Origin of the sequence: Brachybacterium sp. AOP24-D1-21, from assembly GCF_052378665.1 — a bacterium.
In the GTDB taxonomy this organism is placed as follows: domain Bacteria; phylum Actinomycetota; class Actinomycetes; order Actinomycetales; family Dermabacteraceae; genus Brachybacterium.
Genome location: NZ_JBQSXX010000002.1, coordinates 414009 through 440507, shown reverse-complemented (window position 1 = coordinate 440507; position 26499 = coordinate 414009). Strand labels below are relative to the sequence as shown.

General features: G+C 69.4%; 27 protein-coding genes and 2 tRNA genes. 13 read left to right on the top strand and 16 right to left on the bottom strand.

Going from position 1 to position 26499, the window contains the following annotated elements; genetic code table 11:
* Positions 1–41 precede the first annotated feature (41 nt).
* The 3 genes from ACT3UF_RS16690 (at position 42) to ACT3UF_RS16680 (ending at position 2805) form a co-directional block, all read left to right on the top strand.
* Positions 42–803: an ANTAR domain-containing protein gene (locus ACT3UF_RS16690; RefSeq protein WP_444608440.1), complete on the top strand. Its 762-nt coding sequence runs from the start codon at positions 42–44 to the stop codon at positions 801–803.
* An 86-nt stretch (positions 804–889) separates the two neighbouring features.
* Complete coding sequence (locus ACT3UF_RS16685) at positions 890–1930, top strand: TetR/AcrR family transcriptional regulator (RefSeq protein ID WP_444599403.1); 1041 nt, start codon at positions 890–892, stop codon at positions 1928–1930.
* Between the two features lie 101 nt (positions 1931–2031).
* A complete protein-coding gene (locus tag ACT3UF_RS16680; protein WP_444599402.1) occupies positions 2032–2805 on the top strand; it encodes an ABC transporter ATP-binding protein in 774 nt (257 codons plus the stop codon).
* A gap of 315 nt (positions 2806–3120) precedes the next feature.
* Here ACT3UF_RS16680 and ACT3UF_RS16675 read toward each other — a convergent pair.
* Positions 3121–3197 (bottom strand) — tRNA-Lys (locus tag ACT3UF_RS16675).
* A 221-nt stretch (positions 3198–3418) separates the two neighbouring features.
* Between ACT3UF_RS16675 and ACT3UF_RS16670 the strand changes: the two genes are divergently transcribed.
* Complete coding sequence (locus tag ACT3UF_RS16670) at positions 3419–4315, top strand: NAD-dependent epimerase/dehydratase family protein (RefSeq protein ID WP_444607168.1); 897 nt, start codon at positions 3419–3421, stop codon at positions 4313–4315.
* 79 nt (positions 4316–4394) lie between these two features.
* Here the strand turns inward: ACT3UF_RS16670 and ACT3UF_RS16665 are convergent, their stop codons facing one another.
* Both ACT3UF_RS16665 and ACT3UF_RS16660 read right to left on the bottom strand, forming a co-directional pair.
* Entirely contained in the window at positions 4395–4979 is a 585-nt protein-coding gene (locus ACT3UF_RS16665) for a sugar O-acetyltransferase (protein ID WP_299304789.1), read from the bottom strand.
* Positions 4980–5055: 76 nt separating this feature from the next.
* Positions 5056–5520, bottom strand: coding sequence for a GNAT family N-acetyltransferase (locus ACT3UF_RS16660; protein ID WP_444608439.1), 465 nt, complete (start codon positions 5518–5520; stop codon positions 5056–5058).
* Between the two features lie 48 nt (positions 5521–5568).
* Here ACT3UF_RS16660 and ACT3UF_RS16655 point away from each other — a divergent pair, with 48 nt between their 5' ends.
* Positions 5569–5985: a YchJ family protein gene (locus tag ACT3UF_RS16655; protein ID WP_299304784.1), complete on the top strand. Its 417-nt coding sequence runs from the start codon at positions 5569–5571 to the stop codon at positions 5983–5985.
* Positions 5986–6156: 171 nt separating this feature from the next.
* Here the strand turns inward: ACT3UF_RS16655 and ACT3UF_RS16650 are convergent, their stop codons facing one another.
* Both ACT3UF_RS16650 and ACT3UF_RS16645 read right to left on the bottom strand, forming a co-directional pair.
* Positions 6157–6552 carry a hypothetical protein gene (locus ACT3UF_RS16650; RefSeq protein ID WP_299304780.1) on the bottom strand — a complete coding sequence of 132 codons (396 nt, stop codon included), beginning with the start codon at positions 6550–6552 and terminating at the stop codon, positions 6157–6159.
* A gap of 67 nt (positions 6553–6619) precedes the next feature.
* On the bottom strand, positions 6620–7375 hold the full coding sequence (locus ACT3UF_RS16645; protein WP_299304777.1) for an SDR family oxidoreductase: 756 nt from the start codon (positions 7373–7375) through the stop codon (positions 6620–6622).
* An 81-nt stretch (positions 7376–7456) separates the two neighbouring features.
* On the opposite strand from ACT3UF_RS16645, the gene ACT3UF_RS16640 reads away from it, so the two are divergent.
* The 3 genes from ACT3UF_RS16640 to ACT3UF_RS16630 all read left to right on the top strand — a co-directional run bounded on the left by ACT3UF_RS16640 (position 7457) and on the right by ACT3UF_RS16630 (position 8789).
* Positions 7457–7538 (top strand) — tRNA-Leu (locus ACT3UF_RS16640).
* A gap of 31 nt (positions 7539–7569) precedes the next feature.
* Entirely contained in the window at positions 7570–8250 is a 681-nt protein-coding gene (locus tag ACT3UF_RS16635) for a histidine phosphatase family protein (RefSeq protein ID WP_444599511.1), read from the top strand.
* A complete protein-coding gene (locus ACT3UF_RS16630; RefSeq protein ID WP_444599510.1) occupies positions 8247–8789 on the top strand; it encodes an NUDIX hydrolase family protein in 543 nt (180 codons plus the stop codon). Before ACT3UF_RS16635 ends, ACT3UF_RS16630 begins: the two co-directional genes overlap by 4 nt.
* An 81-nt stretch (positions 8790–8870) precedes the next feature.
* Here ACT3UF_RS16630 and rdgB read toward each other — a convergent pair whose 3' ends face one another.
* The 6 genes from rdgB to clpS all read right to left on the bottom strand — a co-directional run bounded on the left by rdgB (position 8871) and on the right by clpS (position 12999).
* Positions 8871–9509 carry an RdgB/HAM1 family non-canonical purine NTP pyrophosphatase gene (gene rdgB, locus ACT3UF_RS16625; RefSeq protein ID WP_441443226.1) on the bottom strand — a complete coding sequence of 213 codons (639 nt, stop codon included), beginning with the start codon at positions 9507–9509 and terminating at the stop codon, positions 8871–8873.
* On the bottom strand, positions 9506–10264 hold the full coding sequence (rph, locus tag ACT3UF_RS16620) for a ribonuclease PH (protein WP_444608438.1): 759 nt from the start codon (positions 10262–10264) through the stop codon (positions 9506–9508). Before rph ends, rdgB begins: the two co-directional genes overlap by 4 nt.
* An 82-nt stretch (positions 10265–10346) precedes the next feature.
* A complete protein-coding gene (locus tag ACT3UF_RS16615; RefSeq protein WP_441443228.1) occupies positions 10347–11129 on the bottom strand; it encodes an MBL fold metallo-hydrolase in 783 nt (260 codons plus the stop codon).
* Positions 11126–11938 (bottom strand): glutamate racemase, encoded by an 813-nt coding sequence (murI, locus tag ACT3UF_RS16610; protein ID WP_441443229.1) that lies wholly within the window; start codon positions 11936–11938, stop codon positions 11126–11128. The genes ACT3UF_RS16615 and murI overlap by 4 nt, the downstream gene beginning before the upstream one ends.
* Before the next feature lie 102 nt (positions 11939–12040).
* The gene (locus ACT3UF_RS16605) at positions 12041–12676 is read right to left on the bottom strand and encodes a DUF2017 domain-containing protein (RefSeq protein ID WP_441443230.1); all 636 of its coding nucleotides are present in this window, start codon (positions 12674–12676) and stop codon (positions 12041–12043) included.
* Entirely contained in the window at positions 12676–12999 is a 324-nt protein-coding gene (gene clpS / locus ACT3UF_RS16600) for an ATP-dependent Clp protease adapter ClpS (protein WP_441443231.1), read from the bottom strand. Before clpS ends, ACT3UF_RS16605 begins: the two co-directional genes overlap by 1 nt.
* A 110-nt stretch (positions 13000–13109) precedes the next feature.
* Here clpS and ACT3UF_RS16595 point away from each other — a divergent pair, with 110 nt between their 5' ends.
* Positions 13110–14489, top strand: coding sequence for a nicotinate phosphoribosyltransferase (locus tag ACT3UF_RS16595; protein WP_441443232.1), 1380 nt, complete (start codon positions 13110–13112; stop codon positions 14487–14489).
* 46 nt (positions 14490–14535) lie between these two features.
* Here the strand turns inward: ACT3UF_RS16595 and ACT3UF_RS16590 are convergent, their stop codons facing one another.
* Both ACT3UF_RS16590 and ACT3UF_RS16585 read right to left on the bottom strand, forming a co-directional pair.
* On the bottom strand, positions 14536–16353 hold the full coding sequence (locus ACT3UF_RS16590) for a DEAD/DEAH box helicase (protein ID WP_441443233.1): 1818 nt from the start codon (positions 16351–16353) through the stop codon (positions 14536–14538).
* A 103-nt stretch (positions 16354–16456) separates the two neighbouring features.
* The gene (locus ACT3UF_RS16585; RefSeq protein WP_441443234.1) at positions 16457–16825 is read right to left on the bottom strand and encodes a DUF3039 domain-containing protein; all 369 of its coding nucleotides are present in this window, start codon (positions 16823–16825) and stop codon (positions 16457–16459) included.
* Positions 16826–16995: 170 nt separating this feature from the next.
* On the opposite strand from ACT3UF_RS16585, the gene ACT3UF_RS16580 reads away from it, so the two are divergent.
* On the top strand, positions 16996–17469 hold the full coding sequence (locus ACT3UF_RS16580; RefSeq protein WP_441443235.1) for a VanZ family protein: 474 nt from the start codon (positions 16996–16998) through the stop codon (positions 17467–17469).
* 185 nt (positions 17470–17654) lie between these two features.
* Here the strand turns inward: ACT3UF_RS16580 and ACT3UF_RS16575 are convergent, their stop codons facing one another.
* Complete coding sequence (locus ACT3UF_RS16575) at positions 17655–19112, bottom strand: NAD-dependent malic enzyme (RefSeq protein WP_441443236.1); 1458 nt, start codon at positions 19110–19112, stop codon at positions 17655–17657.
* 182 nt (positions 19113–19294) lie between these two features.
* Here ACT3UF_RS16575 and ACT3UF_RS16570 point away from each other — a divergent pair, with 182 nt between their 5' ends.
* The 3 genes from ACT3UF_RS16570 to ACT3UF_RS16560 are packed head-to-tail and all read left to right on the top strand — an operon-like array spanning position 19295 to position 21243.
* Positions 19295–20404, top strand: coding sequence for a C2 family cysteine protease (locus ACT3UF_RS16570; protein ID WP_444608437.1), 1110 nt, complete (start codon positions 19295–19297; stop codon positions 20402–20404).
* Between the two features lie 4 nt (positions 20405–20408).
* Positions 20409–20732, top strand: a complete 324-nt coding sequence (locus ACT3UF_RS16565) for a hypothetical protein (protein WP_442331753.1) — start codon at positions 20409–20411, stop codon at positions 20730–20732.
* The gene (locus tag ACT3UF_RS16560) at positions 20725–21243 is read left to right on the top strand and encodes a hypothetical protein (protein ID WP_441443239.1); all 519 of its coding nucleotides are present in this window, start codon (positions 20725–20727) and stop codon (positions 21241–21243) included. Before ACT3UF_RS16565 ends, ACT3UF_RS16560 begins: the two co-directional genes overlap by 8 nt.
* A 107-nt stretch (positions 21244–21350) precedes the next feature.
* Here ACT3UF_RS16560 and ACT3UF_RS16555 read toward each other — a convergent pair whose 3' ends face one another.
* Positions 21351–21992 (bottom strand): hypothetical protein, encoded by a 642-nt coding sequence (locus ACT3UF_RS16555; RefSeq protein WP_441443240.1) that lies wholly within the window; start codon positions 21990–21992, stop codon positions 21351–21353.
* Positions 21993–22452: 460 nt separating this feature from the next.
* Positions 22453–26376 carry an ATP-dependent RNA helicase HrpA gene (gene hrpA, locus ACT3UF_RS16550; protein ID WP_444591991.1) on the bottom strand — a complete coding sequence of 1308 codons (3924 nt, stop codon included), beginning with the start codon at positions 26374–26376 and terminating at the stop codon, positions 22453–22455.
* Positions 26377–26499: the final 123 nt, after the last annotated feature.

Below are 26499 nucleotides of genomic sequence, written 5' to 3'. Positions count from 1 at the left end.
TCCACACCGCCCCGAGAGCATCGCGTTCGTGAAATAGTCTCGTGAACAGAGGGGGGCCCGACATACTCGATGACGTCGACAACGGAACGCACCAGCACCTGAGCACGATGCAGGCGCTGCTGCTGGAGAGCGAGGACATCGCCTCGTTCCTCCAGGACTTCACGGAGCTCCTCACCGGCCGGCTGACCGTCGCCGACGGGCATCGCTGGTGCGCGATCACGCTGCTCCGTGACCGCAAGGCCGTCACCGCCGTCAGCTCCGGGCCCGCGGCCCGGGAACTCGACGCGCTCCAGAACTCCTTCACCCATGGACCGTGCATGACCGCGATACGTGAGAACACGGTGATCCGGGCCGGAGACCTGCGTACCGATGGACGCTGGCCCCAATACCAGGCAGCTGCTGTGGCCCAGGGCGTACGCTCCGTGCTCGGGATGCCCTTCGACCTGGATGACGACGCCAGAGCAGGACTGAACATCTACTCCGACATCCCGCACGACTTCGACCCCGAGATGATCGCCACCATCGAATTCGAGAAGAATCTCGCTGCCGATGCGCTGCGCCTCGCGGTGCGGATGGCGGGCCAGCGCGAGTCGGAGAGCGACCTGCGGGCGGCGATGGAATCCCGGACCGTGATCGACCTGGCGGTAGGCATCATCATGGGACAGAACCGGTGCAGCCAGGAGGAAGCGGTCTCGATCCTCAAAACGGCGTCCAATCACCGCAATGTCAAGTTGCGAGAGCTCGCGACGGAGCTGGTGGCGTCGGTGAGCTCGATGCCGACGCGCACGGCGTTCGAGAGCTGATTGTGCGCTGGTCGGCGCGCGGGTATTCTCCCGGGGAGGTCTAGCAGGGGGCCTTCTGTTCATGCTGCACGAAATGGCCTCCGCTCATGCCCCACACACTCTCGGTGACCGTGCATGTCGATCTCGACCTGCGGGAGATCCAGCTCGCCGTCGCCGGGTGCCTCACCGCCGACACCTACGTCGCCCTGCTGCCGATAGTCCGCCAGGCGCGCGGGCTCGAACCGGCTCCCCGCCTCACGCTCGATCTCACAGCAGCGGAGCACATCGATCTCGACGGGCTCATTCCACTGCAGCACACGATCGCTCATGAGCCCGTCGACGGCGCCGGCACGGTGGACTATCGCCTCCCCGATCCACTGCCGACATGCCAGCGCACCGTCGTGGCTCCGCGTCTGTCTGGCACCGCCGACGACCTGATCCTCCAGCGCGCGAACCGGGTTCCACCCCTTGCCCTCGTGCGCGAGCGCAAGGGCCCCTCCCCCATGCCTTCGGTGCCGGTAACGGAGCCGGCTCCCGACCGAGCTCGCGCGTCCGGCGCCCGCACGCGACGGGAGGAGATCCTCGAAGGTGCCGCAGAGATGTTCGCCGAATACGGGTACCGCGGCGCGAGTCTGCGCGATATCAGCCGTCATATCGGGATCTCCCACCCGGGACTGATGCACCACTTCCCCTCCAAGGAGATCCTGCTGGACAGTGTCATCGACCTTCTCGAGGCCCATGCACAGAGGATCCTCGACCAGGCCGACGCGATGCGCGCAGACCCCGAGACGATGCAGAGAGCGCTGGCGGTGCACTGGAGCCCCACCGCGCTGCCGACGCAGCTGCTGGCCACCCTCGGCGCGGAGTCCGTCAGCGGGGACCACCCCGGACGGTTCCGGCTCGCGAGACTTCGCCGTGTCCACGAGCACGTCTTCGAGGGCTGCTTCACGGAGTTCGAGAAGCTGGGAATGCTCCGCCAAGGGGTCGATCCCAGCTTCGCGAGCCGTGCGATGCTCGGTCTCGTGCTGAACCTCGCAGTACGCGAGAGGACGGTGCGCACCATGCAGACCGGAACCCATGACGACGCCCCTGTTGAGGAGATGGCACGGTTGGCACGCTCGTTCCTGCGGACGGACACCACGGACTGACATCGACTGACGTCGTGCTCTCCCCGCGCGAGCCATCGGAGGGAGTGCCCAGGCCCCCTGGCTAGAGTGCCTCTGATCCATCCCCCGCGAGGAAGACCCTGATGCCAGCTTCGACCATGCTCACCGCCACCTCTCTGCATGCCGGATATCCCGGTGAGCAGGTGCTCCAGGGCATCGACCTCACCCTCAGCGCCGGAGACCCGCCGCTGGGCCTGCTGGGCCCGTCGGGCGCCGGGAAGACCACCTTGCTCGCCTCGCTGAGCGGAGAGCACATCCCCGACGCCGGCGAGGTCACCTGGAACGGGCGCCGAGTCTCGAAGCTGCGCGGGAAGGACCGCAAGACGTTCCGGGCCGCGGTCCGTTTCGTCTCTCAGTACGCGATGACCATCTCGGATCCCCGCGAGACCGTCCGCTCCCGACTCGAGCTGGCCGCGAAGGTGGCACGCAAGGGTGGCCGCACCCACGCCGTCTCTGCTGCGGAGATGCTCGAGTCCGTCGGCCTCGCCGAGCACTTCCTGCCCCGCACCATGCGCACCCTCTCCGGCGGGGAGATCCAGCGGGTCGCGCTTGCGACAGCCCTCGCCACCCGCCCCGAGCTCCTCGTGCTCGACGAGCCGCTCACCGCAGTGGATCCGAACACCAGGGCCCGGATCGCCACCACCCTCGCCGCCACCATCCAGCGCCTCGGCATCGGCACCCTGATCGCCTCCCACGACGTCGAGCTCCTGCAGCGGCTGTGCCCGCAGATCGTGTTCCTCGGAGACGGGAAGCTGCTGGCCCGCGGCACGCTCTCCGAGGTGCTCGCCCAGACCGAGCACGAGCCGATCCGGGAGCTGGTCGAGGCGAACCCAGTCGCGGTGCAGCGCTTCCGCTGAGGGCAGTCCGGCGAGCGCGCCGGTCCTGCGTCCCGGCCTGACACGGACTCGCAGCGATGAGAAGAGCTGCTCTAACCGGCAGAACGGATAGGCCCCGTCGCGGAAGCAGCTCAGAGCGCAGTTCTGGTCGGCGCGCCATCGCTGGGACCGCCATGCCCGTAGTCCCCGGATTCCCGCTCCGGTGCGGTCCGAAGCGGGAATGTCGAGGGCGTGCACATCGTCCCCGGACTGTTCCGGGATACGGACGGTTCCGGGCCTCGGGCTGTTCCGGGACACGAAGAAGCCCCACCGGATGACCGGTGGGGCTTCGACTGTTGGTGCGCCATCAGGGACTCGAACCCCGGACCTACTGATTAAGAGTCAGCCGCTCTAACCAACTGAGCTAATGGCGCGAACAGAAAAGAACTTTACCCCCATGTCGCCGAGCGTCCAACTCGAGAGGCCACTGTGTGAGCGAGCGAACAGCGACAGGCCCCTGCTCGCCATCAGCGAGCCCCGGTATCCACCAGGACTCCCGGCGGCACGGGGACCTGCCACAATCCCCTAGACTCGATCTCCACAGGAAGCTCGGCGCGCGAGGGCCCCAGCAGGTCGCTCGCCAGAGGAGGTCAGAGTGCGGATCGCGATCACCGGTGCCACAGGTGTGCTCGGCCAGGAGGCCGTGGAGGCGCTGGTCGCCGCCGGTCATGAGGTCACCGGCATCACCCGCCGCGATTCCGGAGTCCCGATCGTCGAGGGCCGTGGCGGCAGCGCCATCGTCGCCGATGTCTTCGATGCCGGAGATCTGACCCGCGCCTTCCGTGGCCATGACGTCGTGATCAACACGCTCGCACATGTCCCGGTCGGCATGTCAGGGCTGCGACCCCTAGCCTGGCGCGAGGATGACCGCCTTCACCTCGAGGCCTCCGTCGCGATCGCGAAGGCCGCAGCGCAGGCCGGAGCACGGCGCCTGATCCAGGAGTCGACGATCTTCCTGTACCCGGACAACGGTGCGGAGTGGATCAGCGAGGACCTCGCGCTCAGCGTCCGGAACCAGGCGTTCCGCCCCCGTGTGAAGGAGATGCGGGCAGCGGTCGATTTCGCGACCTCGGGTCGCAGTGCCGTGATCCTGCGCCTGGGGCAGCTGTTCGGCCGAGACCAGCACACCACCCATGCGCTGAAGGCGACACGCGACGGCAATCCGATCCTGCTCGGCAAGCCGGATCACTACGTCACCCTCCTGCACCATTCCGATGCTGGCCGCGCCTTCGTCGCGGCTCTGCGCGCGAACAGCGGCTTCTACAACGTCGGCGGCGAGCCGATCACCAAGAAGCGCTGGGCGAAGGACCTCTCGACCGAAGCCGGGACCGAGAACCCCGCGAAGTTCTACCCGGAGATCACCCAGGCGATCGTCGGTACGCGGCTCGACGTGCAGCGCCGCTCGCTGCGGGTCTCCTCGGTGCGGTTCATGTCAGAGACCGGGTGGCGGCCCACCGTCGGCCCCTCCACCCCGGGCTGGTCCCGCCGCTGACCCTGCCGGCGCTCATCGCCACAGAGCTGCTCTGCGCCGCTGACTCTGCGTCCGGCGCTCTGACATTCCGGGGCGCCGTTCAGAGCTCGCGGATCACCCGCGCCGGGTTCCCGACCGCCAGGCTGCGCGGGGGCACGTCCTTCGTGACCACGCTGCCCGCGCCGATCACGGCTCCGTCGCCGATGCTCACGCCGGGCAGCACGGTCACTCCCCCACCGATCCAGACGTCATCGCCGATGGTGATCGGCTCTGCGGCCTCCCAGCCCTGACGGCGCGGCTCGAGCTCGAGCGGATGGATCGGGGTGAGCAGCTGGATGTTCGGGCCCAGCTGACAGTTCTTCCCGATCCTGATCTCGACCACATCGAGGGCGGTGAGCTGGAAGTTCACGAACGTTCCCGCACCGATGTGCAGCTGGGTGCCGTAGTCCACCCGCAGCGGGGCCCGCACATGTGCTCCCTCCCCGATGCTGCCCAGCAGCCCGCGCAGGATCTCCTGGGCGGTCTCGGGATCTGCGACGTATTCATCGGCGAAGCGCTCGGTCTCGACCAGTGCGTGGCGGAAGGCCCGCTGGATCTCCGGGTCGTCGGCGATGTACCAGTCTCCCGCGACCATCTTCTCCCAGGACCTGCGGGGATCGTTCTCATCGATGTGGAAGCTCTTCATGGTGACGAGCCTAGGTGGCGTGCCCGGTGGTTCGCACCCCGGGCTCTGGAGTGGACCGCAAGGCAGGACCGCCACGTCACCGCGGCAGCCGCATCCCCAGACTCGGCGCCGAGTCGACGAAGCCCAGGGAGCGATACAGACTCTGCCCGGGCGGATCGGCGAGGAGGGTGATGTAGGGGTGCGGCGGAGCGGCCTGATCGATCCGCGCGATCAGCTGCTCCATCACGACACGTCCCAGCCCGCGGCGCTGATGGGCGGGGGCGGTGGCGATGTCCGCGAGGTGGAAGTACCAGGTGCCGTCCCCGACCACGCGCCCCATCGCGGCGAGGGCGCCGTCCGCGGTGCGGACCGAGACCCAGGCCCAGCTGGCGCTGAGGGCACCGGCGGCCTGCGCCGGGGTGCGGAGGCTCAGGCCGGAGTCGCGGCGCAGCTGCACGTACTCCGCGTTCGTGGGCGGCTCCTCGAGCAGCCGGTAGCCGGCGGGCAGCGACGTCGGGGCGAGACGCTCCTCGGCGCCGGGGGACGAAGGGTTCTCAGGCATGGACCGATCCTGTCATCCCTGCTCGGCGAAGAGCGGGATACTCGAGGGATGAGCACGCCCTCCACTCCCCCGCCCGACAGCTCCCGATGCCCATGCGGGAGCGGCGACACCTTCGGTGACTGCTGCGGACCGGTGCTGAGGCAGGACCGTCGTGCCGGCACCGCGGCCGCGCTGATGCGCTCGCGCTACACCGCCTTCGCGCTGCGCGATCTCGAGCATCTGCTGCGCTCCTGGCATGCGCGCACCCGACCCTCGCGGGAGGAGCTCGCGCAGTCTCTCGACCAGGAGCTGCGCTGGCTGCGGCTGGACGTGCTCGCCACGCACGAGGGCGGGCCGTTCGACGACGTCGGCACCGTGGAGTTCGTGGCGATCTCGAAAGGGCCGCAGGGGCGTCAGGAGCAGCACGAGGTCTCACGCTTCGTGCGGGAGGGTGGCAGCTGGTACTACCTCGACGGCGAGGTCTGAGCCGGCGGTCGCCCGCCAACTCCGCCGCTCTCGCTGCGGCGTGCGCACCGCCGAGCGGTCGCCGGGCGGCGCGGAGCTCCGTCCCACCGACGCGGCAGACGACGCAGTCGGCGCCGGTCGCCTTCGCGACCGGCGCCGATCAGTGCACGGGGCTGAGCGCCCGCGCGAGGGTCAGTCCTTCGCGGCGCGGGCCTTCTCCTTGGCCTTCTGCTTCGCGGCCTTCGCCTTCTCGATCTCGTGATCCTTCCGGGCCTTCTCGCCCGCCTTCTGCGCGGCCTTCGCTGACCTGTCGTCGCCACCGGAGAGCACGATCGCCGCAGCGATGCCTGCACCGATGAGGACCACGCCGATGACGCCGCCTGCGATCGCTACCGGGAGCGTTGCAGGGGACTTCCCGTCACCGGCCGCGGAAAAACCCTTCACCGCACCGGTGATCTCGTTCTTCCAGCGCGTGGCCGCGTTCTTCGGGTTCACGCGATTGATCAGCTCGTCGATGTCGGATGCGAGATTGTCCTGCCGGCGATATGCCTCATCGCGCATCTCGTCCAGGTTCTTCTTCTTGGCCACCACTGCCTCCGGGGTCGTCAGGGTCTGCTGTGCAGATCGTATCGTGGTCGAGACGTCGCAGGCGCCGTCAGCCCCTGGTGCGGGCCAGGAAGTCGTCGGCGCCGCCGACCAGCTCGATGTGCCCGGTCTCGACGTCCGCGCTCGCCATCTTCGCGATCTCCGCGGCGAACTCCTCGACGGAATAGAGCTTCCCGGCCGCCTCGCGGCGCGCCTCGAGAGCTCCAGGACGCGCACGGTCCAGCAGGGTCGCGGTGACGGTGCCCTCGATCATGTCGGCGGAGACGACCACGAAGGAGACGCCCTTCTCGCGCATCTCCGGCAACCGCTCGGTCAGTGCGGTCTCACCCGCCCGCTTGGACTTCGCGACCTGCTCGTATTCGGGCATGGTCTCGACCTCGTCGATGAAGTGCGCCTGGTGGCTGGTCACGAAGACCACCCGGCCTCCCTCGGGAAGGTGCTCGAGCCCGGCGGTGAGCGCGGCGGACTGGGCGTCACGGTTCAGCCGCATCGCGTAGTCCTCGCCGAGGTCCTTCTCCATCCCGCCGGAGGCGTTCAGGACCAGCAGGTCCAAGCCGCCGAAGGTGTCCACAGCGGTCTGCATCAGGGTGCGCAGGCCCTCGGCCTCGGTGAGATCCGCGCCGACGGCGACCGCCTTCCCGCCGGCGGCTTCGATCTCGGCCACCACCTTGTGGGCGCGCGGTGCCTTCTGGCGGTAGTTGATGACGACGTTCGCACCGTCGGCGGCGAGCAGCTTCGCGGTGGCAGCGCCGACTCCTCGTGACGAACCGGTGACGACGGCGGTCTTGCCTGCGAGGGCGCTCATGGATGCTCCTGGGATGTCGAGGTCTGGAAGACCATCCGAGCCTACCGGAGCATCCCCGAGGGACCGTTAGGCTGGGTCCGCGCGCGAGTGGCGGAATTGGCAGACGCGCTGGATTTAGGTTCCAGTGCCCCAGGGCGTGAGGGTTCGAGTCCCTTCTCGCGCACGTATCAGCCCCGTGATGAGGAGACAGCTTCATGACCCTGTTCGGACTCGTCCGCCATGGGCAGACGGACTACAACCTGGAGAACCGGTTCCAGGGATCCTCCGACATCCCCCTGAATGCGACCGGGATCGCGCAGGCGCACGCCGCCTTCGACGAGCTCCCGGCGGTGGACTGGGACGTGGTGATCACCTCACCGCTGCAGCGCGCCGAGCAGACCGGGCGGATCATCGGCGAGGACCATCACATCCCCTTCGGCGGCACCGACGCCCGCCTGGTGGAGATCGACTGGGGCGCCGCCGAGGGCCATCCCGTCGAGGAGATGGAAGCGACCTATCCGGATCGCTCCTTTCCCGGGCGTGAGGACCACCAGGCGGTCGCCGACCGCGGATACGACGCCCTGGAGGCCCTCGAGGAGCGCTACCCGGGCCAGCAGGTGCTGATCGTCGCCCATGGCACGCTGATCCGCTTCCTGCTCTCGGGGATCATCGAGCAGCCGCTGCCCTCGATCCCCAACGCGACGCTCTCCCTGGTCGAGCTCGAGGACACGACCTGGCGGGTGAGGATGATCGCCGGCGCGGAGGTCGATCACGCCGTCAAGGTGGTCTCCCGGGAGCAGAATCCCCGCTTCTTCGTCGAGAAGTCCCAGCTGGCGCCGGCGCAGATCGCCGCTGCCGCATCCCGGAGCACCACCGCAGAAGGAGACCCCGCATGAACAGCCGCACCGCCGTCGATTCCGAGGGGTCCTGGTTCGAGCCCGAGCAGGTGAGCGAGCTGCGTCGCCGCCTGCCGATCCCCTACGTCGACATCATCCCGGTGCGCACCGATGTGGACGGCTCCGTCGAGGAGATCGGCCTGCTGCTGCGTGCCTCCGGCGCCGGGCAGATCGTGCGCGCGATCGTCTCCGGGCGGGTGCTCGTGCACGAGACGATCCGTGAAGCGATCGCCCGACACATCGAGAAGGACCTCGGTCCGATGGCGATGCCGCGGATCCCGGTCTCCCCCGTGCCCTTCACGGTCGCCGAGTACTTCCCCACCCCCGGGGTATCGCCCTTCCATGATCCGCGTCAGCATGCGATCTCGCTGGCCTACGTCGTGCCGATCGATGGGGAGACCGCTCCTCAGGAGGACGCGCTCGAGCTGGCCTGGTTCGGGGTCGACGAGCTGCTCTCGGAGTCCTCGCCGCTGGAGGAGATGAACGGGGGCCGGGATCTGCTGATCCGGCGTGCGCTCGCCCACGTCGGCGCCGCCTGAGCGGGCTGCAAGACGCCGGCGGCCCCGGCTCGGAGGTTCCTCTCCGGGCCGGGGCCGTCGTCATCTCGTCGGCGTGGCTGCTCAGCCCAGCAGCTGGGCGACGTGGCTCGCGAGGGCTCGGAAGGCCTTCCCGCGATGGGAGATCGCGTCCTTCTCCGCCGGGCTCAGCTGCGCCGACGAGCGCGTCTCACCCTCGGGCAGGAACAGCGGGTCGTAGCCGAAGCCGCCCTCGCCATGACGCTGCCCCAGCAGAGTCCCGCGCATCTCGCCGAGCTCGACGCTCTCGGTGCCGTCCGGCGCCACCAGCGCGGCCGCGCAGACGAACCGTGCCCCCCGATGCTGCTCGGGGACATCACCGAGCTGCGCGAGGAGCAGGTCGTTGTTCGCCTCGTCGTCTCCGTGCCGGCCGCTCCAGCGGGCGGAGAAGATGCCGGGGGCTCCGCCGAGCACGTCAACTGCGAGTCCGGAGTCGTCGGCGACCGCGAGCAGCCCGGTGGCCGCCGCTGCGGAGCGGGCCTTCAGCAGAGCGTTGCCCTCGAAGGTCACCGCGTCCTCGACCACATCGGGAAGATCGATGCCGGCCGAGGAGATGATCTGCTCGGGAGCGAGACCGGGTACCGCTGCGGCGAGGATCCGCTGCAGCTCGGCCAGCTTCTTCGCGTTGTGCGAGGCGAGGATGACCCGCGACCCGTCAGGGATCGCAGCGTGCGGTCCGCTCATCGCTGCTCGGCGAGGACGTCGCGCTGGATCTGTGCAAGCTGCGCGCAGCCGTCCGTGGCGAGATCCAGCAGTGCTCCCAGCTCGGTGCGGTCGAAGGGTGCGCCCTCGGCGGTGCCCTGCACCTCCACGAAGGAACCGGAGCCGGTGACCACGACGTTCATGTCGGTCTGCGCGGTGACATCCTCGCGGTACTCGAGGTCCAGCAGCGGTCGTCCCTCGACGATGCCGACGCTGATCGCGCTCACCGAGTCGGTGAGAACCTGCTTCGCCGCCGGCAATGCGGTGTGCTGCTTGCCCCACGTGATCGCATCGGCGAGCGCGACATACGCACCGGTGATCGCGGCAGTGCGGGTGCCGCCGTCGGCCTGGAGCACATCGCAGTCCAGCTGGATGGTGTTCTCCCCCAGGGCGTCGAGGTCGATGATCGCGCGCAGCGAGCGCCCGATCAGGCGGGAGATCTCGTGGGTGCGGCCGCCGATCTTGCCCTTGACGGATTCGCGGGGGGACCTGGTGTTGGTCGCGCGGGGCAGCATCGCGTACTCGGCGGTGACCCAGCCGGATCCGGAGCCCTGCTTCCAGCGCGGCACACCGGCGCTGAAGGAGGCGGTGCACAGCACGCGGGTGCGGCCGAACTCGATCAGGGCGCTGCCCTCGGCCTGGTCCAGCCAGCCGCGGGTGATGCGCACCTCGCGCAGCTGGTCGGGGGTGCGGCCGTCGACACGATCGCCGGCAGGGGTCTGGTTCGTAGAGCTCATGGAGCTCCTTCCTCGAAGTGGGGAGAGAGAATCAGCCTGATCAACAGCCATCGACAGTCGCTCGTCCTTCACAGCACGTCGATCAGGGATGCACCTCGAGGATATCCATCGGACGGACCACCGTGATCGGACCGGAGTGCACCGCGCGCGCCTCCGCGAGCGGGATCTCAGGATCCGTCCACGCGGGGATGTGGGTCAGGGCGAGATGCCGCACCCCCGCTCGAGCCGCGCTCTCCCCGGCGCGACGGCCGGTCAGGTGCACACCGGTGAAGCGGTCATCTCGTCCCTCGATGTACCCGGCCTCGCACAGGAAGAGGTCCGCGCCGTGCGCGAGCTCGTCGAGCGCGTCGCAGGCGTCGGTGTCGCCCGAGTAAACGAGCGTGCTGCCGCCGCCCGTGACCCGGAAGCCGTAGGCCTCGACCGGGTGGAGGACGGCGCGGGTCTCGAACTCCAGCGGGCCGATGGTGAAGCGATGGTGGTCCGTGAGCACATGGTGCTCGAAGGGTGCACAGTCCACGCCGTCGGGGATGTCACCGTCGCGACCCAGCACTGCGGAGATCCGCTCGGGCAGCGGCGCCGGGGCGAAGATCGGCAGCTTCCCCAGGTCGTTCCGCTCGTGATAGGCCCAGAACACCTCGAGGCCGGTGAGGTCGAGATAGTGGTCGGGATGCAGGTGGGAGACGACGACCGCGTCCAGTTCGGCGGGGTCGATGACGCTCTGCAGAGGGCCGAAGGCGCCGGAGCCAAGGTCCATCAGCACCCGCCAGAGACGGCCCTGTGCGTCCTCCTGCTCGATCAGGTAGCTGGACGCCGCCCCGTCGGGCCCGGCGAAGCTGCCGCTGCAGCCGATGATGTGGACCCTCATGCCTGCACCACCGGCAAGGAGGCGGTCACGTCGAAGGTGGGGCCCAGGAACCGGCGCGAGAGGCGGGCGAAGTGGGCGCTGCCGTCCCCCGCTGCCGTCTGGGAGAACACGTGGCGGGGCGCGCGCTCGGTCTCCCGCAGCTGGTCCGAGGCACGCAGCTGCCGGTACACATCCAGCGCGGTCTCCTCCGCGGAGGAGACCAGGGTGACGTCCGGCCCCATGACGTAGCTGATCGGGCCGGCGAGCATCGGATAGTGGGTGCATCCAAGCACCAGGGTGTCCACGCCGGCCTCTCGCACCGGGGCCAGGTACCGCTCGGCGACCTCGATCACCTCTTTGCCGCTGACCACGCCGTTCTCGACGAACTCGACGAAGCGCGGGCAGGCCTGCGCTGTGAGGGTGAGATCGGGGGCGGCCGCGAAGGCGTCCCCGTAGGCACGGGAGGTGACGGTGCCCTGGGTGGCGATCACCCCGACCCGTCGGTTGCGGGTCGCGGCGACGGCGCGGCGCACGGCCGGCTGGATGACCTCGACCACGGGCACGTCGTACCGCTCTCGGGCATCGCGCAGCACGGCGGCGGAGGCGGTGTTGCAGGCGATGACGAGCATCTTCACGCCATGGCCCACGAGCTCGTCCATGATCTCCAGCGCGAGTGACCGGACCTCCGCGATGGGCCGCGGCCCGTACGGGCCGTGCGCGGTGTCGCCGATGTAGACCAGCTCCTCCTGTGGCAGCTGGTCGAGGACGGCGCGGGCGACGGTCAGCCCGCCCACCCCGGAGTCGAAGATCCCGATCGGCGCGTTGTTCATCCGGGCAAGGCTAATCTCGACAGCCGTCCATAGCAGTGACGGCACGCTCACTGCGTGCGGTTTCACAATTCGCGCACTGTCAGCCCAGGGCGCGGAGCGCCGTCAGTCCAGGGCGCGCAGCAGGCTCTCCTGCAGCCAGGAGAGCAGTTCGTAGACGGCGATCACGATGTCGGAGCTGACATGCTCCTCGTCGCCGGAGCGATCCGCCCCCTCGACCCGTTCTCCGATCTGCTGCAGCATCCGTACGGTGTCGAAGTCCCCGTCGCGCTGGAGATCCAGGCGATCGGCGAGGACGATCCTCACGTCGTTCAGGGCGCGCAGCATCGCCATCGCCCCTGCGTCGTCGAGCACGATCTCGCTGTGCCCGCCGCCGGTCGCATCCAGCACCTGCATCACCGTGCGGAGATCCGCGAGCTTCCCGTCGGCGAGGTCCTGCTGCCCCAGTCGGCGGTATTCCGCCGCGAGCTCCGGATCCTCCGAGGCTGCGGGGAACAGCCGCTTGACCGCTGAGTCCGACGGTTCTCGGGCGTCCCGGCCGGCGAACTCCGCTTCGAGCCGGCGCAGCGGGTCCTCGCTCTCGGCGGCTCGGCGCAGCACGTCACGCCCGGTATCGATTCCGAGATCGGCACGGATCAGGTCCGCCGTCTCCTGGGCGACCTGGGTGAGGATCGCCTTCTCCTCGCCGTCGAGCCTGCAGGCCAGACTGCCGTCGGCCCGGCGCCGGAATGCGTGCGCCATCAGTCCTCCCCCGCCTTCTCGAGCGTGGCCCGCAGACCGAAGGAATGCATGGCCTGGACGTCGGTCTCCACCCGCTCCCGGGAGCCGTGCGAGACGACCGCGCGGCCCTCCTCATGGACCTGCATCATCAGCTGCTCCGCCACCAGGCGCGAGTATCCGAAGTAGCGACGGAACACGAAGACCACGTAGCTCATGAGGTTCACGGGATCGTTCCAGACCACGGTGCGCCAGGGGCCATCCGCCTCGCTCATCACCTCCACGCCGGGAGAAAGAGCGGTGCGCGTCCCCGTCGCCGGGTCCGCCCTCGGCATCTCCACCGGCATGCACATTCCTCCTGAGCTCCGTCGTGCCTGCTGAGATCGAGACACAACAGGACGAGTCTACGGGGCGCGCCCCGCCTCTCGCAGACGCGGCACGCATTACCGTGGACACCGTGACTTCTGCCCTGCTCACCGACCTCTACGAGCTGACGATGCTGGAGGCCGCCCGTGAGGCCGGCACCGCCTCGCGGCGCTGCGTCTTCGAGGTGTTCACCCGTTCGCTCCCTGACGGGCGCCGCTACGGCGCGCTCGCGGGCACCGGGCGCGTGCTCGACGCGATCGCCGACTTCCGCTTCGATGATTCCGACCTGCGCTATCTGCGCAAGGCCGGCGTGCTGAAGGAGGAGACGCTCGCACACCTGTCGGACTACCGGTTCACCGGTGATGTCCACGGCTATGAGGAGGGCGAGCTCTACTTTCCTGGCTCGCCCGTGCTGCGCATCGAGGGCAGCTTCGAGAACGCGGTGCTGCTCGAGACCGTGGTGCTCTCGATCCTCAACCATGACAGCGGGGTCGCCTCCGCCGGCTCCCGCATGACCACCGCCGCCCGTGGCCGGCCCTGCATCGAGATGGGCGGGCGCCGAGTGCATGAGGACGGGGCGATCGCCGCGGCCCGCGCCGCGTACGTCGTCGGCTTCGCCTCCACCTCGAACCTCGCCGCAGGCGCCCACTACCGGATCCCCGTCGCCGGCACCGCCGCTCATGCCTTCACACTCCTGTTCGACACCGAGGAGGAGGCGTTCCGTGCCCAGCTCGCCTCCCAGGGCGTGGGGACGACGGTGCTCGTGGACACCTATGACGTGGAGACCGCGGTGCGCACCGCGGTCGAGCTGGCCGGGCCGCAGCTCGGTGCCGTGCGTCTGGATTCCGGCGACCTCGGCGAGCAGGCGGTGCAGGTACGTGCGCTGCTGGATTCCCTCGGCGCGACCGGCACCCGCATCACCGCGACCGGCGATCTCGACGAATACCGGGTCGAGGAGCTGAAGGACGCCCCACTGGACGGCTACGGCATCGGCACCCGCCTGGTCACCGGTGGCGGGCACCCCGCTCCCGGCTTCGTCTACAAGCTGGTCGAACGGGAAGATGCCGAGGGGCAGATGCAGCCCGTCGGGAAGCGATCCAGCGGCAAAGCCACCCTCGGCGCCGGCAAGGCCGCATACCGGATGCTGGTGGGCGAGCGCGCCCACGCCGAGCTGGTCCTGCCCGGTGAGGCGGAGGTCGCCGAGTTCGAACGCGAACTCACTGCGGAGCTGACCTCGGAGTCAGCGAATCCGGACTGGGCCCGCACCTCGCTGCGACCGCTGCAGAAGCCGCTGCTCCTGGGCGGCGAGCCGGTGGACGCCGCGAGGGCGCCCGATCGGGTCCAGGCGGCGCGGGCGCGCCACGCCACCTCCGTCGCCGAGCTCGGATTCTCCGCCGACGACGGGCCCGACGGACCGGTCGCGATCCCGACCCTCACCGATGGCACGGAGTCCGCGCGGATCCTGCGCTGAGCAGATCCAGCGCTGAGCAGATCCAGCGCCGTGCGGGTCGAGCGGCTCAGCGGCGGCCGACGAACCAGCCGCGCACGATCCCGATCCGTTCCTGGATCTGTTCGGCGCTGGCCTGGGCGACGGCTGGCCCGCCGCTGCGGCTGCGCAGCGTGTTGTGGACCGAGCCGTGCGGGGTGCCGGACTTCTTCGCCCAGGCGGAGACCAGGGCGCTGAGCTCCTTGCGCAGCTCCATCAGCTGCCGGTGGTCGACCACGCCGGGAGTGACCGGGGTGTTCGCCGTCCCGTTCTTCTGCCGGCGCGCCTGCTGCTGGGCCTGCTGCTGCTGGAGCACCTCACGCATCTGATCGGCGTCGAGCAGGCCCGGGATGCCCAGGAACTCCTGCTCGTCCTCGGAGCCGATCATGCCGCCGGCACCGTATTCGCCGCCGTCGAACAGCACCCGGTCGAAGGAGGCCTCGGACTCGAGCGCCTCGAAGGTCATCTCCAGCTGATCGCTCGTCTGCTCGGGACGGTTCGCCTGCTCGATGAGGCTCTCGTCGAGGCCGGTCTCCTCATCGCCGCCCTTGGGCCGACGATCGAGGACGTGGTCGCGCTCGGCCTCCATCTCGGCGGCGTGGCCCATCAGGATCGGGACCGTGGGCAGGAAGACGCTGGCCGTCTCGCCACGGGTCCGCGAGCGCACGAAGCGGCCCACGGCCTGGGCGAAGAACATCGGAGTGGAGGTCGAGGTGGCGTAGACGCCCACGGCCAGGCGCGGCACGTCCACGCCTTCGGAGACCATGCGCACCGCGACCATCCACCGGTCCTCGGAGGTGGAGAAGTCCTCGATGCGCTTCCCGGCGCCGACGTCGTCGGAGAGGACCACGGTGGGCGCCTGCCCGGTGATGTCCTGGAGCGTCGCGGCATAGGAGCGCGCGGCCTTCTGGTCAGTGGCGATCACGAGTCCACCGGCGTCGGGCACATGGCGCCGCACCTCGGTGAGGCGGCGATCGGCCGCGGAGAGCACCGACTGGATCCACTCCCCCTTGGGGTCCAGCGCTGTGCGCCAGGCCTGCTGGGTGATGTCCTTGGTCTCGAGCGCGCCGAGCTGGGCGGAGACCTCGTCACCGGTCTTGGTGCGCCAGTGCATCCGCCCCGAATAGGTCATGAACAGCACCGGGCGCACCACATGGTCGCGCAGCGCCTCGCCGTAGCCGTAGGTGTAGTCGGCCTTGGAGCGCAGGAAGCCCTCGCCGTCCTGCTCGTAGGTGACGAAGGGGATCTGTGAATCGTCCGAGCGGAAGGGGGTTCCCGTCAGCGCGAGCCGGCGGGTGGCCGGATCGAACGCATCCCGCACGCCGTCGCCCCAGGTGCGGGCGTCGCCCGCGTGGTGGATCTCGTCGAGGATCACCAGGGTGCGGTCGGCTTCCGTGCGGGCACGATGCAGTGCCGGGTGCATGCCGATCTGCGCATAGGTCACCGCGACGCCCTGGTAGTGGCTGCCGTGGGCGCCCTGGGCGTTGGAGAAGTTCGGGTCCAGCGAGATGCCCACGCGGGCGGCGGCATCAGCCCACTGGGTCTTCAGGTGCTCGGTCGGCGCGACCACCGTGATGCGGCGAACGGTGCCCTCGGCGAGGAGAGCGGCCGCGATCTGCAGTGCGAAGGTGGTCTTGCCGGCGCCGGGTGTCGCGACGGCCAGGAAATCCTTGGGGGCGCGGGCGCGGTACAGCTCGAGCGCCTCGGCCTGCCAGGCACGCAGCTTGGGGACGGTGCCCCAGGCGGCACGTTCGGGGTACGCGACGGGCAGCGATCGCGCGGCCGCCTCGGAGGGCTGGCGGGGATCGCTCGTGGAGAAAAGAGAAGGGGTACTCACAGCGTGGACCACCGTACCGCCGACGGGTGACGACCCGCCGACGGACGCGGTGTGAGGAAGGTCCGGCGCGCCCCCGGGCTCTGAAGAGCGCGCCTGGTCAGCAGCGCCTGGCGGGTCAGCGCCGCCCGCCGAAGAAGCCGCGGAAGCCGCCGCCCTTGCCGGAGCCGCCCTTGCCGTCGCCGCCGTCGTTCGGCTCGCGCATCCCCTCGTAGATCTCCTTGCACTCCGGGCACACCGGGTACTTCTGGGGGTCCCGGCCGGGCACCCACACCTTTCCGCACAGCGCGATCACGGGCGTGCCGCCGAGGGCGGCCTGGGTGACCTTGTCCTTGCGCACATAGTGCGCGAACCGGTCATGATCGCCGTCGTCGGTCTTCTGGTCCTGTTCCTGCAGCTGTCGGTCCAGCACCGCGGTGCTGCCGGGCGCCGCGCCCGGATCGTCGCTGTAGGGGTCCATCCGGGACGGGTCGGAGGTGGAGGACATGACTGCTCCCTGGCTAGGTGACGTGATGCCTCGATCGTACCGGCACCCTTCCCGACGGGCCGGTCCCACTCGGGTCCCCGTTGCCCTCCCGCCGTCCCCTCGATGCTCCGCGACGGCGTGACGGCCTCGCCTCCCCGATCGCTGGCCACGGGGCTGGAAGAATGCTGGCCATGGACGTCGCCGTCGATTTCATCCGCCGCCTGCCCTCGGAGATCCGACGGGTGGGTGGCTCGCTGGTGTGGCGGCTGGGCCTGCTGGCCCTGGCACTGCTGCTGAACATCGGCTTCTATCTGCCCTCGCTCCCGGAGGGAACCCCGGGCACCGACATGCCCGGCCTCGACAAGGCCGTGCATCTGCTGGTGTTCGCGCTGACCGTCTTCGCCGCGGGCCGGGTGCTGGCACCGCGGAAGCGGTTCCCGATGGGCTGGGTGGTGATCGTCGCCCTCGCGCATGCGGTGCTGATCGAGCTCGTGCAGCTGGTGGCGATGCCGGCGCGCAGCGGCGACGCCGCGGACGTCCTGTTCGATGTGGTCGGCATCGCGCTCGGGCTCGCCGTCTGGGTGGGGGAACGGGTGCTGCGACGAGCTGCCGCCCAGCACCAGGTGGACCCAGAGGACGAGCCTGCGGAGCTCAGCACGCGCTGACCCGCAGAGGTCGAACAGCAAGAACGGCGCGCACCGTCCGGTGCGCGCCGTTCTTGCTGCTCAGGTCCTGCTCTCAGCCTCTGTGCTCTTCGCTGAGCTCCTCCCGCTCGCACGCTCGCAGCACGTCGCTCAGCCTCTGTGCCCTTCACTGAGCTCCTCCCGCTCGCATGCTCGCAGCACGTCGCTCAGCCTTCGAGCGTGATCTCGTCGGCGTAGACGGCCGTCATCGCGCCGGTGATGGTGTCGACCGTTCCGGCCTCCTCGCGGGCCACCGTCTCAACGGCGCTCGCCACCGCCTTGGTCACGCCCTCGTGGAAGACGCTGGGCACGATGTAAGTGGGGTTGAGCTCGTCGGCGGAGACGACGTCGGCGAGGGCCTTGGCCGCCGCCAGCAGCATCCGGTCGCTGACCCGGGTGGCATGGGCGTCCAGCAGCCCTCGGAACACGCCGGGGAAGGCGAGGACATTGTTGATCTGGTTCGCGAAGTCGCTGCGACCGGTCGCGACCACCTCGGCGTGCTTGACCGCCTCGGCCGGATCGATCTCGGGGGTCGGATTCGCCATCGCGAACACGATCGAGCGCTCGGCCATGGTGGCGACGTCCTCGGCGGTGAGGATATTCCCGGCACTGACGCCGATGAACACATCCGCGTCGACCACCGCATCCCGGAGGGTGCCGGTGAGCTCTCGCGGGTTGGTGACCTCGGCGATCCAGGGCAGGCGCCCTTCGAGCTGCTCGCGGCCTTCATGGACGATGCCGTCGATGTCGGTGACCACGACGTCACGAGCACCGGCCGCACGCAGGAGGCGAAGGATGGCGGTGCCGGCCGCTCCCGCTCCGGAGAGCACGATGCGGGCCGTGGAGATGTCCTTCTCGACCACGCGCAGCGCGTTGCGCAGCGCGGCGACCACCACGATCGCGGTGCCGTGCTGGTCGTCGTGGAAGACGGGGATGTCGAGCTCGGCGCGCAGCCGATCCTCGATCTCGAAGCAGCGCGGGGCGGAGATGTCCTCGAGGTTGATGCCGGCGAAGACCGGCGCGATCGCCTTCACATGGGAGACGATGTCGTCCACCGAATGGGCGTCCAGGCAGATCGGGAACGCGTCGATGCCGGCGAAGCGCTTGAACAGCGCGGCCTTGCCCTCCATCACCGGCATCGCGGCGAGCGGGCCGAGGTCCCCGAGCCCCAGGATGGCGGAGCCGTCGGTGACCACGGCGACGGTGTTGCGCTTGATGGTCAGGCGCCGTGCATCCTCGGGATTCTCGGCGATCGCCTTGACCACGCGTGCCACACCCGGGGTATAGATCATCGAGAGGTCGTCACGGTGACGGATCGGGAGCTTGGACTCGACGGTGAGCTTCCCGCCGAGATGGGCGAGGAAGGTCCGATCGGAGACCTTGCCGAGCTCGACCCCCTCGATCCCGCGCAGCTCGTCCACGACCTCCATGGCATGGTCATGGCCCGCGGTGAGCACGGTGATGTCCGCGCGCATCCGCTCCGGCCCGGAGGCGGAGACGTCAAGGGCCGTGACGGTCCCGCCGCGTCTCTCGATGCGACTGGTGATGTCGCTGACGGCGGCAGAGCGGGCGGCGAACTCGAGACGGATCGTGATGGAGTAACTCACGGATGGCGACGGTGACATGAGGCACAGCCTAACGAGATCAGCGGCTCCGTAGGGACAGCACGCGGCATCAGAAGAAAGCGGAGCGTCGTGCAGTCGCACGATGGAGCGCCGCGACCCCACAGCCGTCCTGATCAGTACCCGCAGATGACCCGCACTGGCCCTGCGTTGCGTGCGTCACAACATCCGTGGGACCCTCGGGCATGACGTTCTGGGGGGCCGATACGGCAGAACTGGTGGCGCTCGCACGCCGGTTCAGGGATCACGACGGGCAGCTCACGGGGACTGCGGAGGCGCTGCAGAGTGCTGTCGCCGTCGTCGGCTGGGAGGGACCTGACGCCACCGACTTCCGTGAGCGCTGGGAGCAGTGCCGTCAGAAGCTGTCGCTGACGGCAGGCCATCTGGGCAGCGCGGCCGAGCATCTCGCACTCCAGGCAGCGCAGCAGGACGCCGCCTCCGATCCCGAGGGCCGTATCGATGCCGGGGACTACGGCGGGATGCTCGGAGGCGAGTTCCTGGACTGGTCGGACCTGATCAACGCCGGTGAGCGCGTCGGTGACATATGGCGCGACCGCATCGAGGCGGGCGATCCCGAGAGCTCTCTCGGGTCGCGGTACACCGAGGAGAATCCCCAGTGGGATCCTGCCGATGTCGACATCGATCAGAACGGCATCGAATCCTCGCTCGTGAACCAGGGATCCCTCGGCGACTGCTGGTATCTCGCAGCACTGATGGCAGTGCAGCAGACGGACCCGGGCCTCCTGGCCGAGAACATCAGCGGCGTCGGTGAGCCACCGGGTGCCGACGGCTGGGAGGTGCAGCTCTTCCTCGACGGCGAGTGGCAGGACGTCCCCGTCAGCCCCGAGGATCTCGGCGTCAACGGCACCATGGATGATGGAACCGGCGACCCCAGCTGGGCGACCATCTATGAGATGGCGATGATCAACGCGAATGATGGCCGGGCCTCGGCCGTCTCCGCGGACACCCCTGCCGCCGGCCTGGAGATGATCACCGGCGAGTCCGCACGGGAGTCAGACTCCATCGGGCAGCCCTCCTTCGACGAGTACAAGCAGGCGATCGATGAGGGCCGCCCGATCACGGTGATGACCGATCCGATGAAGCCGATCGGGCCGGCCCGCGACGACCTGGTGGCCGCGCACGTCTACCAGGTCTCCGGATACGACGAGGAGACCGGCGAGATCATCCTGACCAACCCTCACGGGCCGAACGGCTCGACCACCTACGAGGTGAGGATCGACCCTGACGATCCGATGTATGCCACCTCGATCTTCATGACCGGGATCGGTGAGTGAGCCGATGTGGACGCAGCATCTCATCCAGCAGTCGGGCCAGCTCACGCTCGGCACGCTCCGGGTAGGGGTCTTCCGCACTCTTGCCGACGAGGACGGGCCGTACGCGGTGCTGCGCCTGTCCGTATCCGGCGCAGAGCACGTCCAGGAGCTGACGATGCGTCCCGGTGACGCGACCGAGCTGGAGGGGATCGGTGATCTGCTGCTGCTGGTGGCCGAGCCCTCGACTCGGGAGCGCCGCGGATCGGTGCGCCTGGCACTGGCGAGCGCCCGCACCGGAACAGAAACCGGAACCAGAACCAGAACCGACGACGGTGCCGCCCATGGGTGAGCAGCGGTCGACATGCAGCCGGCTCCTCCCCCGCCGCGCCACCCTGCTCGCAGCGGTGCTGCTCGTGATCTCGGGATGCGGTGGCGGTGGCGGTGGCGACGCGATGCCTGCGGAGGAGGCGGTGGCGCAGTACGAGGTCGTAGCGGAGGACGTCCTCGAGGCGCTCACCACAGTGCGGCCGCTGGCCTGGGAGCGTGGCTCACAGGAGATCATCGAACCCGGCGCACAGGACTGCCGCTATCGGCCAGGGATATGGAAAGCGGACGACGTCCTCTACCCGGAGCCCGGCCAGGGCCGGGACTGGGACCCCTGGCGTGAGGCGCTCGACCCGGTGCTGGAGGAGCATGGATTCGAGGCCCTCGGGCGCGAGCAGAGCTCCGGCAGCGCCTATTGGCTGGAGAGCCAGGGACCGAACGGGTCGCGGCTGCAGCTCTACATCGACGGAGAGCTGCGCATCACCGATGTCCGGGTCGATGCCGAGCCATGCGAGGACGCCACCCTGGGCCTGTGACCACGGCTGGTGCCCCTGGGCCTGTGACCGAGGCCGGTGAGAACACCGTGTGCCGGTCATCTCCACCTGCGGTGGCGCGGGGCACCGGCGTCTCCACCCGCCGCGCCTCAGGCGGTGAAGGGCGTGACCTCGGAGGCGTAACGCTCCCAGATCTGGCGCGCCGCGGTGACCTGCTCCGCATAGCGCTCAGGGTGCGCGGAGGACTGCACCGTCTGTGCGGCGGCGCCCGGTTCCCAGCGCGTGACGTCAGGGATGACCTGGAGCAGGCCCGGCGCGTCGGTGTCCTCCGCGAGCCCGAGGAAGGCGTCCAGGGCGTGCTGCTTGTGACGCACCTGGTCATAGGTTCCCCAGCCCATCGAGGGACGCTGCTGGAACAGGCCGCCGGAATCCGCGTCCACGGCCGGCTCATAGTTGTACAGCCATGACTCGACGATCGCCGTGATCAGCGCGATGACGGCGACCTCCTCACCCAGTTCGTGACCCTTCACCGCGGCGATGATGAACTTCGCGTTGGCGAGCTGCCAGTCGTCCATCGCGTCCACGAGGAAGCCCTCACGGGTCTCAGGTCGGGTGAGGAACTCCTCGGTCCACTCGTCGGCGCCGATCGCCTTCTCCGCACCGGGCTCGACCGCGGAGGCAGGAGCGAGGACACCGAGGCCTGTCGTGGAGGCGAGGCCGAGGGTGCCGGCGGCGATGAGGCTGCGGCGAGAGAACGGGGCGGCGGTACGGACGGTGGTGGCAGATGCCATGAGGATGGGGGTCCTTCGTTCCGAGACGGTGGGCGATGCCCGGTCATCCCGAGCTGTGCCAAGGTAACGAAGCGATCACGGCGAGGGAAGGAGGCAGGTCACGTCTCCCCTTGCCTCCGGGGACGCGGAGCGTCCCGACTTGTGCGAGCCATGACCGAAGCACGCCCGGGGCCAGAGGTGCGAGCTGCGGGCGTCACCGCCGGTCATCACGCCACGAAAGGGAGCCAGCCTCATTCCGGCGCGCACGCCGTCGGCTCCCGCAGCCGGCGCGGGTAAAAACTTCGTCACGTGACCGCGCAGACACGCTCCGGGTGCCGTGCGCCACGCCAGCCACCGTGCCCGGCAGGCTCTGCTCTTGTCCGGCTCGGCTCTTGACCTGCTCGGCTCTTGACCTGCTCGGCTCTTGACCTGCTCGGCTACCGCCGAGCCGGCGCTATGCCCATGACACCCCTGACCGACCTCAGGAGAGCTCGGCGATCGCCTTGCGGATCCGCTTGTCCGAGACCGTCTGCTTCGTGCCGAGCGTCTGGGCGAACAGGCTCACCCGGAATTCCTCGAGCAGCCAGTCGATCTCGCGGGCGGCGGGTTCGGCGCGGCGGCGGGCGGAGAGCTTCGCCCGCTGCGTCGCCCAGTGCTGCTGGAGATCTCCGATCTGCCAGGCGAGCTGCTCATCGCGTCGTGGGTTGCCGGGCAGCTTGTCCAGCCGGATCGCATCGGCTTCGAGGTACCGGCGCAGGTCCGGGAGGTGCGTGATGCCGGTGCGGGCGATGAACCCGTCACCCAGCAGCGAGGCGGCGTGCTCCCGGATCTGGGTGAGGTGGGAGAGCACAGCCAGCGATGGTGCCCGCGAGAGCTCCTTGTGCAGCTTCCCAGCGGTGGCGAGCGCCGCCGCCGCATCCTTCACCGCCTGGGCGGCGAGGGTGACGTGCTGAGTGCGCACACGATCCAGGAGGGCGTCGTACTCCGCCCGCGTGCGCACCACCGCCGTGCCCGCAAGGTGCACGGTCGCCGCCGTCGAGGCATCCGCGAGCAGCGCGGCGGTGGAGGCGTAGTCCGAGCCCGCGACGGCGAGCTTCGTCGGATTCGGCAGCGCGTTCAGGACCGCGCCGAGGTCGGCCCCGAGATCGCGGTCCAACAGGGCGATGACGCCCTCACGGTGGGCGAGTGCCTGCTCATCAGCGGTGGCGAGCACGGCGAGGTCCACCTGCCGCAGGCGGCCGTCCTCACCGCGGCGCGCCACCAGCGCCGGGTAGCCGGTGACCTTCAGCCCGCCGACGGTGGATTCCCGCAGCGCCGGCACGCCCTCGGCGGGGAAGCTCGGCAGATCCTTCTGGGCCAGGTCATCTGCTTGCGCGGAGACCGAGGCGTCGACGCGCTGCTTGAGCCGCCCCTTGAGCGTCTCGAGGTCGTCGCCGGTGCCGATCTGTCGGCCCTTGTCGTCGACCACGCGGAAATGCATCCGCAGATGCGGGGGCAGCTTCGCGAGGTCGAACTCGGGGCCGTACAGCGGGAGGTCGTCGGGGACCCCCGGCAGGGCGACCAGCTCGTCGGCGACGGCTTCGAGGAAGATCTCTCCGGCGTCCGGATCCTCGTCGTGGAGCGTCACGGCGACCGTCTTGGCTCGTTCCGGGGCGGGGACCAGGTGGCGGCGGATGGGCTTGGGCAGGGAGCGGATCAGCTCGGTGACCAGTTCCTCGCGCATGCCGGGCACGAGCCAGTCGAAGCCGCGCTTCTGAAGGCGGTTCAGCACGGCCAGCGGCACGGTCGCGGTGACGCCGTCGATGCCCTTCGCTCCCACGTCGCCGAAGGAGTAGCTCAGCGGCAGGGTGATGTCTCCCTGCACCCAGGTGTCGGGGAAGTCTGCGGCGATCGCCTCCGCCACGCTCTCGTCGGCCGCGAGCAGATCCTGCTCGGTGAGGGTGAGCAGGTCCGGGGTCTCGTGGCGCTGCGTCTTCCACCAGGTGTCGAAGTGTCGACCGGAGACCACGGTGGCAGGGATTCGCTGGTCGTAGAAGCTGAACAGCTGCTCGTCGGAGATCAGCAGATCGCGGCGACGGGTCTTCGCCTCGAGCTCCTCGAGCTCCTTGATCAGGGACCGGTTGTCGCGGAAGAAGTGGTGGCGGGTGCGCCAGTCCCCTTCGATCAGGGCGTTCTGGAGGAAGATCTCCCGGGCGGCCTCGGGATCGATGCGCCCGTAGCCCACGACGCGGTCGGCCACGATCGGCACCCCGAACAGGGAGACCTTCTCGTGCGCCATCGCGGAGGCCTGCTTCGAGGACCAGTGCGGGGCGGAGTGTGAGCGCTTGACCACATGGGAGCCGGTCTCCTCCGCCCAGGCCGGGTCGATCCGGGCGGCGGTACGGCCCCAGAGCCGGGAGGTCTCCACGAGCTCGGCGACCATCACGTAGTCGGGCCGTTTCTTGGACAGTGCCGAGCCGGGCCAGAGCGCGAAGCGGGCGCCGCGGGCGCCGGCATACTCCCGGGTGCGGTCATCCAGCAGGCCGACGTGGCTGAGGAGCCCGGCGAGCAGCGACTGGTGGATCGCCTGCGGGGAGGCGTCGTTGTCGTTGCGGGAGAGCTCAGCGTCTTTGGCCATGTCCTTGAGCTGGCTGTGCAGGTCCCACCATTCGCGGATCCGCAGGTAGTGCAGGTGCTCGGAGCGCACCTCGCGGCGGAAGGCGGAGTTCGACAAGGACTTGCGCCGTTCCTGGAGGTGGTTCCAGAGGTTGAGGTAGGCGAGGAAGTCGCTGGTCTCGTCCTCGAAGCGCTTGTGCTTCTCCTTGGCCTGCTGCTCCTGGCCCAGCGGTCGCTCACGCGGGTCCTGGATCGACATCGCGGCGACGATGATCAGCACCTCCCGCAGCGCACCAAGACGGTGCGCCTCGATCAGCATGCGCGCCATCCGCGGATCCAGCGGGAAGCGGGCGAGCGTGCGCCCCACGGGCGTGAGTCGGCGGCCGCCGGGCTCGCCCGGGGCGTCCTCGATCGCGCCCAGCTCGTCCAGCAGCCGCACCCCGTCGGTGATCGCGCGGGAGGCGGGCGGTTCGACGAAGGGGAAGGACTCCACGTCCCCGAGCCCCAGCGAGGTCATCAGCAGCACCACGGAGGCGAGCGAGGTGCGCAGGATCTCGGGTTCGGTGAACTCCTCGCGCCCCTCGAAATCCTCCTCGGAGAACAGCCGGATCGCGATGCCCGGGGCGGTGCGGCCCGAGCGGCCGGAGCGCTGGTCGGCGCTGGCCTGGGAGATGGGCTCGATGGGGAGGCGCTGCACCTTGGTGCGCTGGGAGTAGCGGGAGATGCGCGCCAGGCCGGAGTCGATCACATAGGTGATGCCGGGGACTGTCAGCGAGGTCTCGGCGACGTTCGTGGACAGGATGAGGCGGCGGTAGGTGCCGGCCTTCGGCGGGGAGAAGATCCTCTGCTGGTCCTGGGCGGAGAGCCGCCCGAACAGCGGGAGCACCTCGACCGGCAGCGCGGAACGACCCCGGGTGCCGCGATTGAGATGGGCGGTCAACGCCTCGGAGATCTCACGGATCTCGCGCTCGCCGGGGAGGAAGACGAGCATGTCACCGGGGCCCTCGGCCGCGAGCTCGTCGACCGCGTCGGTGATCGCCTGGGTGAGGTCACGTTCGACGGAGTGGATGTCCTCGAGCTCGTCGTCCTCCTCGACCTCCGGCTCGAGCACCAGGGGTCGATAACGGATCTCGACGGGGTAGGTGCGCCCGGAGACCTCGATGATCGGGGCTGGCCGCTTCTCACCCGAGGGCGAGGTGCTCGCGAAATGCTCGGCGAAGCGTTCGGGGTCGATCGTGGCCGAGGTGATGACGACCTTCAGATCCGGCCGCTGGGGCAGGATCTGGCGCAGATAGCCGAGGATCACGTCGATGTTCAGGGACCGCTCGTGGGCCTCATCGATGATGATCGCGTCATAGCGCTTCAGCAGCCGGTCACGGCCGATCTCCGCCAGCAGGATGCCATCGGTCATGAGCTTCAGCCGGGCATTGCGGCTGGTCTCGCGCGTGAAGCGGACCTGGAAGCCGACGGTCCCCTCCCCCAGCTTCTCACCGAGCTCGCTCGCGATGCGCTGGGCGACCGAGCGGGCGGCGATCCGGCGCGGCTGGGTGTGGCCGATGAGCTTCCCGCGCTTGCCGTAGCCGAGCTCGAGCAGCATCTTGGGGATCTGAGTGGTCTTGCCGGAGCCGGTGGCGCCGGCGACCACGACCACCTGGTGCTCGCGCAGCGCGTCCAGGATGTCTTCGCGCTGCTGGGAGACCGGGAGCTCCGCGGGATAGTTCAGGCGCAGCCCGGTGTCGGAGGCAGAGGCTGGCGTGGAGGCGGGCTCAGTGGCAGGCGCGGAGGCAGGCGTCGAAGAAGGCGTGGTCATGGCGGGCCCACTCTACGTGGCTCGGCCGCTGCGGGTCCCGGTGATTTCCCTCGACCGGGCGCCGACCGATATCTCGTGGACCGCTCAAGAGTGGTGATCCTGCGCGCAGGTGGCGGATGTGCC